14 protein-coding genes are annotated in these 17,646 nt (G+C 39.9%); 3 read left to right on the forward strand and 11 right to left on the reverse strand.

Going from position 1 to position 17,646, the window contains the following annotated elements:
• Nucleotides 1-42 precede the first annotated feature (42 nt).
• From AC5KOD_RS15015 to AC5KOD_RS15035, 5 genes are all read right to left on the reverse strand, one after another.
• The gene (locus tag AC5KOD_RS15015) at nt 43-459 is read right to left on the reverse strand and encodes a YjdF family protein (RefSeq protein ID WP_496915383.1); all 417 of its coding nucleotides are present in this window, start codon (nt 457-459) and stop codon (nt 43-45) included.
• Nucleotides 460-600: 141 nt separating this feature from the next.
• Complete coding sequence (locus tag AC5KOD_RS15020; RefSeq protein WP_496915384.1) at nt 601-1,728, reverse strand: oxidoreductase; 1,128 nt, start codon at nt 1,726-1,728, stop codon at nt 601-603.
• A 190-nt stretch (nt 1,729-1,918) separates the two neighbouring features.
• Complete coding sequence (locus AC5KOD_RS15025; protein ID WP_496915385.1) at nt 1,919-3,238, reverse strand: PTS sugar transporter subunit IIC; 1,320 nt, start codon at nt 3,236-3,238, stop codon at nt 1,919-1,921.
• A 21-nt stretch (nt 3,239-3,259) separates the two neighbouring features.
• Complete coding sequence (locus AC5KOD_RS15030) at nt 3,260-5,632, reverse strand: glycoside hydrolase family 9 protein (protein ID WP_496915386.1); 2,373 nt, start codon at nt 5,630-5,632, stop codon at nt 3,260-3,262.
• A gap of 17 nt (nt 5,633-5,649) precedes the next feature.
• Nucleotides 5,650-6,615 carry an ROK family protein gene (locus AC5KOD_RS15035; RefSeq protein WP_496915411.1) on the reverse strand — a complete coding sequence of 322 codons (966 nt, stop codon included), beginning with the start codon at nt 6,613-6,615 and terminating at the stop codon, nt 5,650-5,652.
• Between the two features lie 195 nt (nt 6,616-6,810).
• Here AC5KOD_RS15035 and AC5KOD_RS15040 point away from each other — a divergent pair, with 195 nt between their 5' ends.
• Genes AC5KOD_RS15040 through AC5KOD_RS15050 form a run of 3 tightly spaced genes read left to right on the forward strand, consistent with a single transcriptional unit; the run spans nt 6,811 to nt 9,793 of the window.
• Nucleotides 6,811-7,863, forward strand: a complete 1,053-nt coding sequence (locus AC5KOD_RS15040; RefSeq protein WP_496915387.1) for a LacI family DNA-binding transcriptional regulator — start codon at nt 6,811-6,813, stop codon at nt 7,861-7,863.
• Between the two features lie 21 nt (nt 7,864-7,884).
• Complete coding sequence (locus AC5KOD_RS15045; RefSeq protein ID WP_496915388.1) at nt 7,885-8,718, forward strand: HAD family hydrolase; 834 nt, start codon at nt 7,885-7,887, stop codon at nt 8,716-8,718.
• Nucleotides 8,711-9,793: an SIS domain-containing protein gene (locus AC5KOD_RS15050; RefSeq protein WP_496915389.1), complete on the forward strand. Its 1,083-nt coding sequence runs from the start codon at nt 8,711-8,713 to the stop codon at nt 9,791-9,793. Before AC5KOD_RS15045 ends, AC5KOD_RS15050 begins: the two co-directional genes overlap by 8 nt.
• Nucleotides 9,794-9,894: 101 nt before the next feature.
• Here AC5KOD_RS15050 and AC5KOD_RS15055 read toward each other — a convergent pair whose 3' ends face one another.
• The 6 genes from AC5KOD_RS15055 to AC5KOD_RS15080 all read right to left on the reverse strand — a co-directional run bounded on the left by AC5KOD_RS15055 (nt 9,895) and on the right by AC5KOD_RS15080 (nt 17,529).
• Complete coding sequence (locus AC5KOD_RS15055; RefSeq protein ID WP_496915390.1) at nt 9,895-10,683, reverse strand: phosphotransferase enzyme family protein; 789 nt, start codon at nt 10,681-10,683, stop codon at nt 9,895-9,897.
• Nucleotides 10,684-10,725: 42 nt separating this feature from the next.
• On the reverse strand, nt 10,726-12,516 hold the full coding sequence (locus tag AC5KOD_RS15060; protein ID WP_496915391.1) for an aminopeptidase P family protein: 1,791 nt from the start codon (nt 12,514-12,516) through the stop codon (nt 10,726-10,728).
• Nucleotides 12,517-12,589: 73 nt separating this feature from the next.
• On the reverse strand, nt 12,590-13,945 hold the full coding sequence (locus AC5KOD_RS15065) for a peptide MFS transporter (protein ID WP_496915392.1): 1,356 nt from the start codon (nt 13,943-13,945) through the stop codon (nt 12,590-12,592).
• 26 nt (nt 13,946-13,971) lie between these two features.
• A complete protein-coding gene (gene pepI / locus AC5KOD_RS15070; protein WP_496915393.1) occupies nt 13,972-14,853 on the reverse strand; it encodes a proline iminopeptidase in 882 nt (293 codons plus the stop codon).
• Between the two features lie 157 nt (nt 14,854-15,010).
• Nucleotides 15,011-15,439, reverse strand: coding sequence for a GNAT family N-acetyltransferase (locus AC5KOD_RS15075; protein WP_496915394.1), 429 nt, complete (start codon nt 15,437-15,439; stop codon nt 15,011-15,013).
• A gap of 140 nt (nt 15,440-15,579) precedes the next feature.
• Nucleotides 15,580-17,529, reverse strand: a complete 1,950-nt coding sequence (locus tag AC5KOD_RS15080) for a Na+/H+ antiporter (RefSeq protein ID WP_496915395.1) — start codon at nt 17,527-17,529, stop codon at nt 15,580-15,582.
• Nucleotides 17,530-17,646 lie beyond the last annotated feature (117 nt).

Consider the following 17,646-nt stretch of genomic DNA (forward strand, 5'->3'; position numbering starts at 1 on the left):
AAACCTCCTACTGATTACCATCACTAAGAGGCTTATTATTAATTACTTTCCACGTTTTTTACGTTTAGCCTTAGCAACTCGTCGCTCATAGGCTTGCTGGGCTACTAGCTTTTTATTAACCGCTCGTTGTTGACGGCTAACAACCTTTGACTCATCTAATGCAGCCTGCATCGCCAACTGCGATTTCGTCGACGTGCCTTTTCGCTTCATTTCTTTTGCTACTTGACGTTGACGTCTTTTGGGATTCATCTGCTGTAACGATTTTTCTGGTGTAACATATACCCCAGACTGCTGAGAGCGGACTAACAACACTGGCAGCGTCTTATGAATAAACTCCCAGATTTCCGCATCATTCGGCTGGCTTCCAAATAAATGCCGGTATACGCGTAATCGATTATCCTCCCAGACTTCCGTAATTCCAATCCAATACTGACCATCAAAATAAACAAGTAAATACATGTTTACTCCTCCTCTTTTCATTTATTTTACTAATTTGCTAGCTGGACGACCCGAGGAGGGAAGGTTACTGATAAGAACGCGGCGCCTTCTTAATATTCGGACTACCAACCGAATTGTGTTTTTACTAGCAATTATCTTCGCTTACAAAAATTCCTTACCAGGTAACGGTAACGAAACTTCACCAGATACAAAAAGTTGCGTTAACCCTTTAGGCATTCCTAAATCTGAGGCGCTTTCCGCCGTAATTTCGGTCATAATCATTTCTGCCTGCCCTTTTTTTATTTTCGCTGCAAAAGCTGGCTCAATCATCGAGCTTCGGCCCAAGGCAACTAAATCGCCATTATCGAGTGCCTCTAAAGCTTGATCTGCTGTCGTGACTTGAGACACTACCATGACCGCTGATCGTTCGCCCACAAGTTCTTTAACAACTGTTCCATATGACTTTTCAGACTCACTCGCTTGACTGCCATAGCCTGAAAAAAGGGATAAGTGAATGTAGTCAAGTTGCTGATTTGCTAACGCATCTATTAACTGTAATGCGTCTGAAAAGCTATAGCCTTTACCTTTATCGATCATTTCTTCTGGAATTAAACGATAGCCAACAATAAAATCTGCAGATCCTTGAGCCGCAACAACTGCCTTAACTTCTTTAACAACTGCCAGAGGAAACGCTAAACGCTTTTCCAAACTCCCGCCCCATCGGTCTTGCCTTAAATTAGAGTTAGGCGAAAAAAATTGATGAATCAAAAAGTTATTAGCACCGTGAATTTCTACCCCATCAAAGCCAGCTTCAATTGCTCGAGCAGTCGCTTCACCAAACTGACGAATAATGCTGAGTATCTCAGAATCACTTAACTCTCGGGGGACTGTCACAGCACCCGGAAAGTCAATACTACTCGGCGCTACTGTTTCACCTTGACCTCTAAAAGAAGCTTTAGCTTGACGTCCCGCATGATAAATCTGCAAAACAGCCTTAGCGCCATCCTTTTTCATAGCCTTGGCCAATTCTTTTAAACCGGCTAAATGACGGTCATTTCCGATACTCATCTGACCTTCAAAAGCCTTACCATTCTCAGAAATAGTTGCCGCTCCAGCTATTAATAAGCCAGCTACTTGACTGCGTTTCTCAAAAAATAATAAATTGGCTGCTGTAATCTGCCCATCATCTGTCGCATCTGTGACAGATGTTGGGGCCATAGCTAACCTATTAGGAATCACTGCCCCATTTTTTAAAGTCAATGGTTCCAAAAGCGGTTGATACTTCGTCATCATTACTTCCCCCCTGAATTTAACTTGTGAATTTTTAAACAACTCTATTATATACCATCTAAGCCATAACTTAAATCACTTTTCAACCTCTTCAATTAACACTAAAATTTTCTACAAAAAAACTCTTGAAAGAGTCCGCTAAACGACACCCTCTCAAGAGACATAACCAATTTTCCTTATCTCTAGCCCTTTAAATAGTTCCTTCTTCCTGTAATTTTTCAGCTCGATTAGAAATCCAAACAAAAGGCAGATAAATCAATACGCCCACGACTATGATCACTAACTGTAACAAAGAGGCTTTAATATCACCAGCAGTTGCCAAATAACCTGACAATAATGGCGGCGTCACCCACGGAACTAAAATGTAAGTCGGACTCACTAGCCCCCAACTTGTCGCTAAATAAGCAAGTGTGGTTGACATCATCGGAACAATACAAAATGGAATAGCGTAAATCGGATTAAACACCACCGGCAACCCGAACATCAATGGTTCACTAATATTAAACAAACTAGATACACCGCCAATTTTAGCAATCATTCGCTCGTCAGAACGTTTTGATCCAATCAATAGTGCTATCACTAAGCAAATCATCGTGCCTCCACCACCCATATAAACATACGCATCAAGAAAAGGACCTGTTACAATGTTTGGAGCTGCTTGCCCTAACTTAATCGCATCAACATTTTGTTGTAAAGAAGTGAGTAGAATCGGTCCAGAAATAGCCCCAAAAACAAAAGCGCCATGAATACCAAAAACAAAAACAAAGGTAGCAAGGTATACATAAAGTAAAATCCCTGGTAATGTTTGAAAGCCACCAATCAACGGTGTTTGTAAAACCTTAACCACCAAATCCGGCACTGTCATTCCTGAAAGGTGACGAATCGCTACTTCTAAAATAGCAAAAAGAGAAATCACTAGAAAAGCTGGAATTAACGAGTTAAATGATTTTGCAACAGCCGGTGGCACTGAATCTGGCATCGAAATTTTCAATTGCTTAATTTGATATAATTTCGCTAACAATGTGACACTTGTCAAAGCCGCAATAATTCCCAAAAGCATCGCTGACGAACTTGTAAACGTTTGAGTTAAAACACCAGAAGCGTCGACATTTTTACCTGCTGCTGTATAAACAGAAAGAGTATTTGGCACCACCGCTACGTAACAAGCCACAGCGATAATCCCTTCGACTGACCCTTCTAAGTCGTACGTTTTTGCCAAACGATAACCTATCAAAAAAGTTACTAATAACCCTAAAATTCCCAGTGTGCCATTATAAGCTTGAATTGAAACCTCTGAAACAATCTCCCGACCAGGCATACTTTTCAGTAAACCTGTCTCTGGATTTAAAAGCACGTTATTCACTAATAGAAAGAACGCAGCTACAATCGTAATAGCAATTGTTGAAGCAAACGCATCTCGAATCGCGGTTATATATCTTTGAGATGCTACCTTATTTGCTATCATTGTTAGCTTCATTACTAAATTCGACTCTTCATTGTTTTTTGACATAACCCCAAAACCTCCTATTTTTTATAACACATCAGTAAGCAAACTTAACCATTTCCCAGCATTACCAGTCCAGACTTCCTTATAAGTCGCATTATTAAGTTGTGGCCAATACGGCTCATCTTCATTTCCAAATGTTTGAATTCCAACTGGTAACTCCCCTACCATTTCACCAGGTAAAACAGCATATTGCTGAGCGAAGCGATACCCTTCACCGTACATCAGTGACTGATTAAAAGGATTTGCACCTAATACCCATTGAAGTTGACAAGCTCCCAACTCTTTTAATACCTCATCCTCAAGTAGCTTGCCAATACTAATCACAGCCTTTCCAGTAGAAAGGACCATCGCATTATTCCCTCTAAATGAGAACCATACTGGAAAACGCTTAAGGTAGAGCCCTTCGCCAATCTCGACCCCTTGCTTCAATTGCTCAATATAATCTGCCTTGGCCTCTTCACCCACTAATAAATGTTGTCGATCAAAGCTTTCAATCTCTGCCACTTCGCTCGCCAGATAAACACCACTCGCAAGCATTGGGTAAGGAGCAGTAAATGGCACTAAAAACTTGAAGTAATTGCCATAATCTATTGCCGCCTCTAACCACCGGTCATAATTAATGTGATGCAGAAAAGTATTCATCACCCCTGCAAAAGCTTGACTATAAAGATGCTCACGTGCTTGATGATTGAAATGCTGAATAACCTTTCGATGTTCATCTCGGTAAAAGAAACCTTTTAAATACTCTCCCGACGTTAATTTAAGTCCATGACGTTCTTGACAATCCAATAGTTCATCCATCCAAGTCACTGCCAATGTTTCATATCGCTTTTCTTGAGTTAGCTCATAAAGCGCCGCACTGGCATCAATCATTGTGGCTAAATAAGTACTCTTAGACGTGCTATAGGTATGTTCCCAAAAAATCGGGGTCGTCTTATACCCATCCTTCTCAAAATCAGTCAATGCAAAATCAAAATCTGCTAAAGCCACCTTTTTCGCGCTAAGCTTTAGCCGATTATCCTCAGATAAATAACGAGAAATCTTTGCCTCTATTCCCGCCAGTAAAAAGTTCTCATATGCAGTATCATGAACACGAGCAACAACATCATCCATATCACCAGTTTTTCCATTAGTCCAACGTGTAACCCCTGCACTTGTTGCTCGATTACCATCTCCAAAGCGAGTTTTCAAGATAAAGTCATATCCCCACTCTCCCTCTTCAATCAACCTTAAATACAATTGATGATCGGTCTCACGAACTTTATCTGCTAATTCAAATAGACTCAACGTCACTTCTGCTGTTTGAATCAATTGTTGAGAAAGGTCTCCCGCATCATGCCAACCACCATTAAAAGAAATATGTTTTCCTTGATGAATCGCTACAATATCCTCGTGACAGCTACTATGCTGATCAGGAACTATACAGCCACAGCGTTGACAAAAAACAAAATTTAATGCTTTCCAAGCTGAATTCAACCACAGTTCTTTAGAGGCCGCGATTTTAAAATTCTCCGTTCGACTTGTGCCCACTTCTAGAAAATATGAGCCCGCTTCAGTCACCTCAGAAAAATCCAAGAGACTAAAAACACCGACTGAGCTCTCAATTTTTTCAAGTGGCTTAACTAATCGTTTCTCATTTGTTTCAGAATAAAGAGTAAAAGTAGGCTCATCACTCGGCTTCATCCATGCTGTTTTCCGCTGACTCGATTGATACCCATTATGAGAAAAGATAATATCTCCTGCGACAGGCAACCAACCTTTTGAGTGATTTGAGTCAGCCACTTCCTGTAAAAAAATCTCACTGATCTCATAGTAAAGTTCCTCACCTGTCGCTTTATCTTGACCATTAATCAGGGTTGAAAAACTAATTTCCGTTATCTCATCTCTCGGCAAATCTGGAAAGTCCAAGAAAACCTCTTGCACCTCATGATTAACCAAATTGACAACATGATACCCCTCTCGATTATATATATCTGGCACTTTGATTTGGCCATCGTTTTTAATTCCAACAATAATATGAGGATTGGGCAAACCATCACACAACGGTTTTACTTTAAAAGATAAACGATTAAATCCTTCCCAATTCTCTCGAGCCAAAGATTGATAAACAACCGCCTCTCCGTACCCCACATAATCACCGTCAGCAGGTGCTCCAGGGGCCCAACTTGTCAGAGTTGCTTGAGACGATAAAAATACGCCTTCACTATTCTCAAGGCACCCTCCTAGCCCTTGTCCTCTAGTCAGCCACTTACTTTCATCACCACTATCTAGACCACGATGATTTAGTATTTCCTTCTCCCGGTTCAAAGCTTCATAAGAGTTGTGGTTAAAGTCACTTACTCTCAATGGACGCCTTAAATAGCCAGTCTGCTCCAACACACGATTAAATTGTTCCACTACGCTTCCCCCTTTTCTTATTGATTCCCTTGCTCTAATCCCTGTTTGGCCAAAATAGCACAACCAACTAAGGTAATATAACGTGTATCTAATGCAGTGATCACAATCCCATGGTCTAAGAAACGATTAGTGCGTTTTGCTAGATAGGGCTGTAACTTCTCTAAAAACCACCCATCTAAAACCACACCACCACCAAGCACAAATCCTGTTGGATCACTAGTTCTCACTAAATTCATGATGACAGCAGCAACAGCTTTTAACGCTTCATCAATAACATATACTGCCAACTCGTCGCCAGCCTCATAGGCCTTAAAAATAGCCTGAGTTGTGATTCGCTCATCTACTGTGTAAGAACGATTAAATTGACTATCCGGGTACTCACTTTTTAACGCTTTAACCCGATTGCTCATGCCTAATCCAGAGGCGATCATTTCCGAACACCCTTGACGGCCGCAGACACAAGTTAGTGGACTATTCATATCTACTACCATATGACCTATTTCACCAGCATCATAGTGACTACCAGAAATTATCTGGCCATCAATCACCATTCTAGCAGCAATACCTGTGCCAATATTTAAGTAAACAAAATTTTTGGTAAGCTTACCAAATCCGAAGAAAAGTTCAGCTAATGTTGCGCAATAAACGTCGTTAGCTAAAAAACAGGGCACATCAATGAGTTGTTGAATCTCAGCAACAACATCAACTTCATCAGAAAGTTCAGGATGGATTTCAAACCATCGTCCTGATTGATGATCAACGCGCCCCACTAAGCCGATCCCTACAGCTTGAACATCTCCATGATAACCAACACTTTCTTGATAATTTTTTAAAGCTTCCTTGATTGTTGTTAAGGCTGCTTGTTGGGATGTGACAATTGAAGGATATTTTTTATGTGCAATCACATTTCCTTCTAACGTTACTTCGCCAATCATCACCTTAGTTCCACCTAAATCAATAGATAAAATAGTTTTAATTTTAATAACCTCCTAGATAACGTTACCAAATAATTCCACTTTCCATAAAACGTTAACATCCTCAATATAATCAGTTTGTATCAATTTGTCAACCTTAATTTGATCAAAAAACAATTTTTGGTATCGTTGTCAAATTTATCTTGAATTTATAATCTTATTGAGATACACTTGAACTAACAAAAATAAACGAGGTGGCCTATCTTGGATAAAAAAAATATCACTATCAAGGAAATTGCCCAAAAATGCGGGGTTTCTGTCTCCACTGTTTCACGTGTCCTAAACGACAGCCCTTCTGTTAATCCTGCTAAGCGCGCAAAAATCAAAGCTGTAATCGATGAATACAATTATCAACCAAGTATGTTTGCTCGTGGGATGATTTCTAATAAAACCAATACTATAGCTGTTGTTGTTTCTGACATTACCAACCCTTATTTTACTGAGTTGGTGGCTGAAATCAATCAATATAGTAAAACAGTTGGTTACTCTATCCTTTTATTCAATACCATGTCTGCTGGCAGTTCTAAATTCAGTTCACCTATCGAAAGTGAAATCGAGATGTTTAAAACAATTATTGAAAAACAAGTTGATGGTGTCATTATTCTTGGTGGAGAAATTGATAAAGAAATCATCGCTGACACATACTCACATGCAGTAAATCAATTAAGTCACAAGATACCTACTGTTGTGGTTGGTCAAAAACATCCTGATATTGATTGTCACTTTATCGAACGAAATCTCGAACTCGGCACGATGATGATTACTCAGCATCTCCTCGCTCTTGGCAATAAAACGATCGGCTTTATCGGCGGTGAACCTGGTGTCACCATCACTGAAAAACGATTAAAGGCTTTCAAAGAAACAGTTTCTCTTTATGCCACTCTGCAAAATGACTATATTATTTTAAATGATTATTACGCTAAAGATGGTTATGAAGCGATGAACCAGCTATTAGCAAAAAAAGCTCTACCAGAAGCGATTGTTGCTATCAATGACACCGTTGCCTTAGGCGCAATTAGAGCCTTAGCAGATGCCCAGAAAAGCTGTCCCAAGGACTTAGCAATTGCCAGCTGTGATCAGTTTTCAACCAGTGCTTTTTCAGTTCCACGACTAACAAGCATCAATCAACACAACGACTTTCTAGGTCGTATCGCGATTAAAACTCTCACAAAACTTATCGCCGAAGAAGCAGTTGAAACACCCTTTGACCATCGCCCAGAATTAGTCATACGAGAATCTTGTGGTGCAAAAAAATAGAGAATTAAGGGAGCAAATCTTGTGACAAAACATTTAATTTTATCAGACATAGATGGAACTTTATTAGACAACCACCATCAGGTTCCATTGGAAACCAAACAACTATTCCGCCAATTACTAGATGCTGGACATATTGTCTACCTAGCAACTGGGCGAATGTATCAATCAGGACAAAGTATTGCTAGAAGTATTGATGAGCGCATTCAAATTATTGGCTCAAATGGTGGCATCTACGATTTGAACAATCATTGCCATACTAGTCGGCTACATCCTAAAGATGCCGAGCAAGCTTATGATATTGCGAAAAAATACGCCATTCCATTGTTCTTTTTCTCTGCTCAAACCGTTTACTATTCAGATACTCTGCCTCATTATTTTACGGATAAAAACGATAGCGATCGATTAGGAGATGAGACTGAAAATGCTTTTATCCCAATTCGTTCAAAGGAAGATTTTAAACAACACGCTGACCACTATATTAATGGCATCATGATAAGTGAAACACCTGATGATTCTTTCGAGCAAGCTAAATCGCTCTTAAAAGCTGACTCACGTCTAGCTATTTCTTCTTCTCATAGTAACAATATTGAAATCACCCGTGCCCAAACATCTAAGAAAACGGCCATTACGGCTATTCAACATGCCGTCGGTATCACTGCCACCCATACTATTTGTTTTGGCGACGGGGAAAATGATTTAGAGATGTTCCAAGCCGCTGAGACCAGCGTTGCGATGGGGAACGCTAGCCAAACTATCAAAAATCAAGCCAAATACACCACTTCAACGAATCTAGAGAATGGTGTGCATCAGTTTTTAACTAACTATTTTCAGAAAGAAGGTCTCTTTAATGACTAAACCAACCATGTTTTCTTATATCCACGAACAACCTGAAAAATTACTTCGCATTCTTGATAATTACCCACAACAATTCGTGACAATGCCTGACTTAACTGAAAGAAAAAACTGGCTTGTTTTAGGTACAGGCTCTAGTATTAATGCAGCAAACAGCGCCAAATATTATATTGAACGAGTTGCTGATGTCAGCATTGACATCCAAGAACCCTTTAACTTTCAACATTATGAGCGGATCTCAACCCAACTAGACCTAGTTTTGGGTATATCTCAAAGTGGACAAAGTACCTCAACCATCGATGCGATCAACCACCTAAAACACTCGGTTCCTTTACCAAGTATTGCGGTCACTAGCATCCCTGATAGTGAAATTACAAAGGAGACTGATTGGACTCTGGACATTGGCTGTGGACGAGAACGAGTTGGTTATGTCACTCTTGGCTTTACCTCAACAGTCCTAAGTTTGATGTTGTTAGGCCTATATCTTGGAGTACAAAAGGGACTAATTTCTCAGGAACAAGAAGCGGTGGAACTCGCTTCATTCAAGCAATTAGTCAAAAAAGTCCCGACAGTACTTAATCAGACAAACCATTTCTTCGAAAGCTATAAAGCAGAACTTAAAGCTGCTCCTCGCTTTTCCAGCGTTGCTTATGGCCCTGCGTTTGGCTCTGCCAAAGAAATGGAGACGAAATTTTCAGAAACAGTTCGAGTTCCCTCACAAGGAATTGAACTTGAAGCCTTCATGCACGGACCATACTTAGAAGTGAATCCAGAGCATCGGATCTTCTTTTTGGAAGTAGCCAGCCCTAATTTAGAAAAGGAGCAACTATTAAAAAAATATGAACAAAAATGCACTGACTATGTCTACACGATTACGACTGAAAAGAGTAGCGCTCCCCGAACTATTTCTCTTGATAGTGATGTTGACGAATGGAAAGCGCCACTACTCTTCATCATTCCTTTCCAACTCCTTGCATGGTTGATCGCTAAAGAAAAAGGAATTGACCTAACCAAACGAATTTATACAGATTTTGCCCAACAAGTTAACAGCAAAACCCAAGTTCAAGATTACGTCTAGGATAGGGTAGTGAGCAGACATTTGGCGCTCGTTTGTCATTTAACATACATGAAAAATAGGAGTGAGACTTTTGTCCCACTCCCTTCTTCATTTTAACAAATTTAAAGCCACTCCTGATAGTGCCCCTTAATAAAGTTGATCTCCTCTTGATAAAAAGTTTGATGGCCTTCTGCCTTCATCTTAATAAAAGCAACATCCCCCTTTTCACACTGTCTGTCAAACAACTCTACTAAAGATTGAAGCCGTTCCACCAACACCTCAAAAAGTTCAGCCGAATTTACTCCGCCATAGCTTGTTAAAAATTCAGCTAGTAACTGACGTCGTTTCGCTGCATCTCTTTGCTCATAGGGTCGATAAGATTTAGTCTTAGTAACAAAAACCTCACGACTCAATGGAACACATCGATAGACAGCATAAGCCACATCCCAAATTCTCGGCCCCGGACATAATGTATCAAAATCAATCATTCCTACTGCTACGCCATCACGAAACGTCACATTATAAGGCGCAAAATCATTATGACAGATGACCTCTTTGGCTAGAGATCCAGGATAACTTAAAAAGTAACAATCCGTTTCCCTTACCTCAAAATCAGCCGTTGCATCATGAAACTTACGTAATAAGTGCCCAAGAGAACGAACAGTCCTTAATTGCCCCTTAAAACCCGTAGCTTGAGGATAATCCCCAAAGGTTTCTCCTTGAACAAATGACAGCGTCTCAGTCGTTTCATCTGCTTTAATAAACATAGGAACATAGTCTGCTCCTTTTTGTTGCAAATGACGAAGAAGTCGGTGCGCCGTTTGACTTTGAGGTTTCAAATCACGGTAAATATACGTGCCATCTGTATAGACAGATGAGCTATTTCCACCTTCAAACTCCTGATACTCCATCCGCCTCTCTCCCTCAACAATCATTTTTACAAAAATGGCTTCCTAATCAACTTTCCTTGTGTATTCCTTAAGCCAAACCCGTTCTTCATCAGTCAACCCTGGAGAGATTAACTCATAAACTCTTTGATGGTAGTCATTCAACCATGTTTTTTCTTCAATCGTTAATAACTCAGAAAGTAACCCATCCAAATCAAAAGGAACAAATGTAATCACTTCAAAATACATAAATTGTCCATAGGCATTTTTCTGCCCATTTCTTACTAATAATTCATTTTCTAGACGAACACCATGAGAACCTTCAATGTAGATTCCCGGTTCATTGGTAATCACCATGCCATCTTCAAAGGGCTGTGCCTCACCTGGCCGGTACTGCCAACGAATTCCAGCTGGCGCTTCATGAATATTCAGCAAGTAGCCGACGCCATGTCCTGTTCCATGATTATAATTTAACTGATGATTCCAAAAAGGAGCTCTAGCTAGAATATCAAGATTGACCCCTGTTGTACCATATAAAAATTGAGCCTGACTTAAATGAAGATTGCTTTTCAATGTCAAGGTGAAATGTTCCTTCATATATTCGGGAATCTCCCCTAAAGCAAACGTTCTGGTTATATCAGTTGACCCCTCGATAAAGCCAGCACCTGTATCACTTAAAAATAAATTTCCCTCTTTAAGGGTCAAATTAGTTTCTGGAGTCGCACTATAATGAACAATCGCTCCATGCTCGCCAAACGCCGCAATCGGCGCAAAGCTTTGACGAATGAACTCGCCTTGCTCTCGGCGAAGCTCCTCCAACTTATCAGACGCACTCATTTCAGTAATGGTTTCTTTACCTACACGATTTTTCAACCAATACATATACTTTGTATGAGCAATCCCATCCTTGATTTGAGCTTTTTTAATATTCTCAACTTCAATCGGATTTTTCATCGCTTTAAACAGGACCGTCGGATTCATTTGGGCTACTACACTAGTTTCTGCAGGTATATTCGTTAATAACGCATAATTGATTCGAGTTGGATCGACTAATACCACATCCTCCTCACTCAATTGAGCCACACTATCATAAACGTCATCATAATCTCTTAAAATAACCCCGTCAACTGCTAGTTGCTCTATCATCGCCTCGGTCAGTTTATTTCTATCAATAAACAGATCCACTTGATTCATTCGAACAATCGCATAACTCAGAACCAACGGAAAGAACTCAATATCATTTCCACGGTAGTTTAATAACCAACAAATGTCGTCTAAAGACGCAATAACATGACAGTTGGCCCCTACTTCTGACATTTTCGCTCGAAGTCTTCCTAGCTTAGAGGCAACTGATTCACCTGCATATACGGTGTCTAGTAAAAAGACTGGTTCCTCAGATAAAGGCGGACGCTCAGACCAACACTCATTAATTAAATCATGTTGAGAAATAATTGTCCCCTGCTTCTTCTCGACAACTGACTCGTAAGACTGGCCTTCCTCCATGGAAACGACTCGACCATCAAAGCCCAGTATGCCATTTTGCGGAAGCGCTGAATCAATAAACTCCACGATTGTCGGCACACCTGCTTCACCCATGCGGAACAACTCGACCGTACTAGTCGCTAATTGGTTTTCAGCCGCCAAGAAATAACGACCATCTGTCCATAGACCTGCACGATCCATCGTAACAACTGCCGTTCCAGCCGACCCAGTAAAACCCGTTAACCATTGTCTCGCCTTAAAGTGTTCACCAACATACTCGCTCTGATGGAAATCAGCCGTTAGTACAACATAAATATCCATTCCCTCTTCTGCCATTCGTTGTCGTAAAAGCGCAAGTTTTTCAGGTACTTTCATCTAAATCCCTCCTGTTTCATTACCAAGAACTAATTATTCTTTTCCTATATTATAACTAAAAATCAACACGAAGCTAGTCTTCAATAATAAGTTTTTTAAGTTTATTATCGAATAAAAAGAGTAACAACGCCGCAGCAAAAGCAATCGCTGGAATAACCGTGTAAACAACCATCATATCAAATTGTAAAACAAACGCATATAGATGACCATAACTAAAGCCCGCAACAAAGGTCGCCAATGTCCAGACGCCCATCAAAATACTCAATATTCTTTTCGGTGCGTACTTACTGACGAATGAATTGCCCAGTGGTGAAAAGAACATCTCGCCTAAACTCAATAACAAGCCAAACAAAATAATCCACATCAGGCTCGCCTTATGATCGCTACTTGCACCAACTCCACGTGTTACCTCAGCACCAATCAACATGACAAAAGAAGCACCGAGCAAGGCTAGGCCTATTCCTGTTTTTCTAAATAAACTCATGTCTCCTTGGGGCCGCTTCGATAATTTTAGCCAAAGAACAGCCAAAACAGGTCCCAAAACAATACAAGTTAACCCATTCAACGAATCAAACCACGCAGTAGAGACCGTTACCTTACCAATAGATAAGTTCACAAACTCAGCCATATAATCATAAACAGATAAGTAAGACATATACCAGAACAACCAGAAGATAATTGAAAAGAATGAGACCATGATAATCGCCATAATTCTCTTTTTCTCAATAGCTGTTAGAGGCTGTTTTTCCGTCGCTACCTTTTCAACAGACTCATGAGCCTTGTCTTTAGCAAAAGGTGTCTTCCCTGCATCACCTAAAAAGCGCCAAGCAATAATAAACCAAATTCCGCCGACCACACATAAAATAGCCGCAATTAAGAAACACTGAGAAAACCCTTGAACACCATTTTTTAAGAAAGTTGAAGCCACCAACACACCGACAGCCGTTGTCCCAATAAAAGACCCCATATTAACGAAGGAATATTGAACAGAATAAGCAGCATCTAACTCTTTTTGATTGTCAAATAATTCTCCTGTTACAGCAGCCAAATTGCCTTTAAATAAACCTGTACCGATCGACACCAAAATCACCATCGCCCAAATCATTCCTGTTGAGGTAGCAATAGATGCTAAGTAATAGCCAATCCCCATCAAAAACATACCGATTGGAATCAAGTATCTCGCACCAATCCAGCGATCCGCAATCACTCCTAAAAAAAGTGGCGCCGCATACGTAAAGGCAACTAAATAAGATTGCATAACAGCCGCCTCACCATTACTGATATTTAACCCGCCACTAACAATCGCAGTCGTTAAAAAACTATAAATTAACCATTTGGCTGCATAATAAGCCGCTCGTTCAAAGGAAAATGTAATCGAACATAAATAAAACCCTAAAGGAAATTTTGTTTTTTCAGTTGCTTCATTCATTTTTCTCTCTCCAATTCACTCATTTGTTAATCATGTTGCCCTAACCAGTCGCTCAAAATTTGTTTATAAGAGTCCTTTTCATCTAAAAATGGCATATGACGACTCGCAGCAAATAACTCCCAACGAGCATTTGGCAGACGGTCAACCATCGTTTTATTGATTAAAGGTGTCGACAAATCACTTGTGCCACTTGTAATCAAGACGGGCACCTCAATAGTTGCCAATTGATCCACATAATCAAACTCTTTTAAGGTTCCTGTTGGTGAATACTCATTGGGCCCCCAAGCAGTAACATAAGCTTCTGCACCAGAACCCTTTGGTCGTCGCAGCGGCTCTGGTGACTGTTCATTAGGCTCATCCGCCGCATGCAAGCTCATATACTTAGCATTGACAGCCAAATACGCGGGATTTTCATAGTCCTCACGCTCTTCTGCTAAACGAATAATTTCCTGATCTTGTTCAGACATGAACTTAATCATCCGCCGTTGTTCTTGCTTCCAAAGCTGGGCTGAAGGCAACGTACTCGAGAAGATAGCACTAGCTATCCCTTCTGGTTGATAGTCACATAAATAAGCAATCGTTAACATCCCGCCCCACGATTGACCTAAAACATGAACCTCCTCCAACTTCAAATGCTTTCTCAGAGCAATCAACTCTTCAATCCACGTTTCCGCATGCCACAAATCAGGACGATTCGGCACCTCCGAATTGCCACAGCCTAATTGATCATACATGACAATCATGCGACCTTCTTCTGCGTAATCATCCAATAACTCAAAATAATTATGAGACGATCCGGGCCCACCGTGGATTAAAATAAGCGGTTTCTTATTTCCAGTGCATTCACCAACTGTGCGGTAATAGGTCTGGTAGCCAAGGTAAGGCATGTATCCTTCTGTTACTTTCATCAAGATTCTTCCTTTCTGTCTTTTTTATTTGTTAAGTATATCACAGCATATGTAAACGGTGTTCTTTATAAGAAAACGACGAGAGAATTATGATATCTTCATGGCAAAAAATAGAGAGTGAGACTTTTGTCTCACTCCCACTTTACCTATATATAGGTTATCTGACGAGATGTGTAATTGGATATGGTTTACCAAACCCGTCACTAACCTCTTCTGAAACGCTCCTAAAACCATGACTAAGGTAGAACGCCTTTGCTCTTTCATTTTGAGAATTAACATCAACCTGCTTAATTTCATGATGCTCAATTAACCAGTCTAAAATTTTGCTGCCATAACCTTTACCAATAAATACTGGCTCAAGGAACAACATCGCTAATTCCTCATCATCGCTACCACTAAAACCAACTGGACAACTCCCGTCATACCACAACAGCACATTAATACTGGCCAAATTTTCAGGAATAATGGTTTTGAAAAAAAGTAAATCCTTCTCCAATAAAAAGTGATGGCTTGCTCTAACTGATCTTTCCCAAATAGCTAAAATTAACTCATAATCCTCTTTAGTTACGCTTCTATTATCTAACATCAAACTAACCTCCGTCATTTAGTTGTTTTTATCCTCTCCTTTCTACTTATACGTTGATGATTTTCTGAGTATAGCCCCATTTAAAATAATTCGTCATTTATCGTTCACTCCAATTTTTTCTTAATAGAATCAGTTCGCCATTAATCAATAAACTGAACCGTATTTTCAATCGCTAATAAGTTTTCTCGGTACCCCTTCAACTCATTGCGATTAATGTCTCCTCGCTCAAAAGCCTGTTGAATCCCATCACGTTCCAGTTGAATCGCATACTCTAACCATTCATCAACTGTCCCAGTAGAAACGGCTCCTTTAATTTTACGTCGTTGTAAATATCGCGTCATATAAAAATCAATTAATTCCTGAGGAAAAGCCCCAGGCTCTAAATCCTGTAATTTACTCACAACAAACTCTCGATTGCTCTCCATCAAAAAGCTTCGTTGGTCTTGTCGTTCATCGAAGCTTAAGGGACGTAACCGCACGTAGCGTAATTTTTGACGAATCACTCGAGCATAAAACATATTATTTCGATAAGTTTGCTCCTTAGTTAAGCGGAACAAACGACGATTTAGACGGCGTAAATGCATGAATGCCACTTGTAAACTGATTTTGCGATTACTGACTTGTTTAAGGGTATCTGCAAATTGCCATTTCAAAACCAACTCCATCAACTTAGCCTGACTATCATCTAACTCATCAGAATTAATAAGTGTCATAATCCGTTCGTTGTACATCTTGATTACTCTCGCAATCGCTCGCTGATTTTCTGGAGTTTCTTGTTCCTTCAATTCTAATGTAACCTCACGAAGAATCGCTATTTCCTGATCGTGATTGACCTCTCCAGTAAGCGTTTCTCGTTTTTCAGCGAACAGCGGCATCGCAAAATTAGCCAAAAGTAAGGTCGTCAAAATCACTCCACCAGCAATACTTATCAATAGTTCTCGTTCCATAAAAACGCCACCGTCAGCAAACAACACTGGTAAACTAAGAGCACTGACTAAAGTAATGGTTCCACGCACACCTGAAATCGTATAAAGTAACGCTTGCTGTAATCGTTCTTTAGGAGTCAACTCGCTCGCTTTTTCAAAGTTTTTAAATAGTAGAAAACAGATCAACCGAATCCCTAATAAAATCGCCGTCGTTGCCAAAACATATAAAATCAAGGTTGGGTTATTGATATTGTTATTTTTCCAAACAACTTGAATCACCTGTGGCAATTGCGTTCCTAATAAAACAAACACCAAACCGTTCAAGCTAAAGGTAAAAATTGACCATGTATTTTTTGATAAAAGGTTTAACTGAGCTACTTCTGGATTTACCTTTTGATAGCTGAAAGAGTAAACCAAACCACCACTCACAACAGCTAAAATTCCGTTGACTTTCAGTGCTTCTGCCAGTAAAAAAATACCAAAAGGCAATAACAATTCTAATAACATAAAGGATACAGTATTTTCAATCCCTAGACTCCTTAACCATTTAACGAACTGCATCGCCAAAGCACTTCCGATAATTCCAACAATTACCCCGCCCAAAGAAATTAACACAAAGCTAAGACTCGCATTTGCAAATGAGAAAGCGCCAGTTAAAAGGGCTGCCACTGCGAATTGAAAAGAAACTAAACCAGACGCATCATTAATTAGCGACTCCCCTTCCAACGTGTGTAGCATTTTATGGGGAATTTTTACCTTTTCAGCTAAAGCCGATACAGCTACCGCATCTGTCGGCGCGAGAGCAGCAGCTAATGCAAAACTTCCCGCCCAAGGCAAGCTAGGAATCAACCAATGTAAAAAGCTCCCTAGAATCGCCACTGTTACAAACACTAGACCAATTGACAACGTCAATACCGCTTTTCGCTGCTGCCACAAGGCCCGTTTATCAACATTTGCACCATCATTAAATAATAGCGGAGCCAAAAATAAGAGCATAAATAATTCAGAACTCAATTCAAATGAATGAAGAGCAGATGGAATTGCTAAAAGCATCCCTAAAGCAACCTGTATCAAAGGAATTGCAATATTCGGTAAAAATCGATTCAAAATATTTGATGCCAAGACCATCGCTAGCATCAATAACACTGTTTCAAAAATTTCCATGGTTCACCTCGTTCTTAAGCTTGACTATTGTCTACTCAAACTATTCTATCTTTAAAAATTTACCATTTTTTGAAGATAAAGTAAAATAAGGGCAACTATTTATCGAAAACTTTCCTA

Source organism: Vagococcus sp. WN80Y, assembly GCF_059621045.1.

Bases quoted from the DNA above. Each gene is read 5' to 3' on its own strand.
- AC5KOD_RS15015 (WP_496915383.1), bottom strand. From the start codon at position 459: ATGTATTTACTTGTTTATTTTGATGGTCAGTATTGGATTGGAATTACG.
- AC5KOD_RS15080 (WP_496915395.1), bottom strand. From the start codon at position 17,529: ATGGAAATTTTTGAAACAGTGTTATTGATGCTAGCGATGGTCTTGGCA.
- AC5KOD_RS15025 (WP_496915385.1), bottom strand. From the start codon at position 3,238: ATGTCAAAAAACAATGAAGAGTCGAATTTAGTAATGAAGCTAACAATG.
- AC5KOD_RS15065 (WP_496915392.1), bottom strand. From the start codon at position 13,945: ATGAATGAAGCAACTGAAAAAACAAAATTTCCTTTAGGGTTTTATTTA.
- AC5KOD_RS15060 (WP_496915391.1), bottom strand. From the start codon at position 12,516: ATGAAAGTACCTGAAAAACTTGCGCTTTTACGACAACGAATGGCAGAA.
- AC5KOD_RS15050 (WP_496915389.1), top strand. From the start codon at position 8,711: ATGACTAAACCAACCATGTTTTCTTATATCCACGAACAACCTGAAAAA.
- AC5KOD_RS15020 (WP_496915384.1), bottom strand. From the start codon at position 1,728: ATGACGAAGTATCAACCGCTTTTGGAACCATTGACTTTAAAAAATGGG.
- AC5KOD_RS15055 (WP_496915390.1), bottom strand. From the start codon at position 10,683: ATGGAGTATCAGGAGTTTGAAGGTGGAAATAGCTCATCTGTCTATACA.
- AC5KOD_RS15075 (WP_496915394.1), bottom strand. From the start codon at position 15,439: ATGTTAGATAATAGAAGCGTAACTAAAGAGGATTATGAGTTAATTTTA.
- pepI (WP_496915393.1), bottom strand. From the start codon at position 14,853: ATGAAAGTAACAGAAGGATACATGCCTTACCTTGGCTACCAGACCTAT.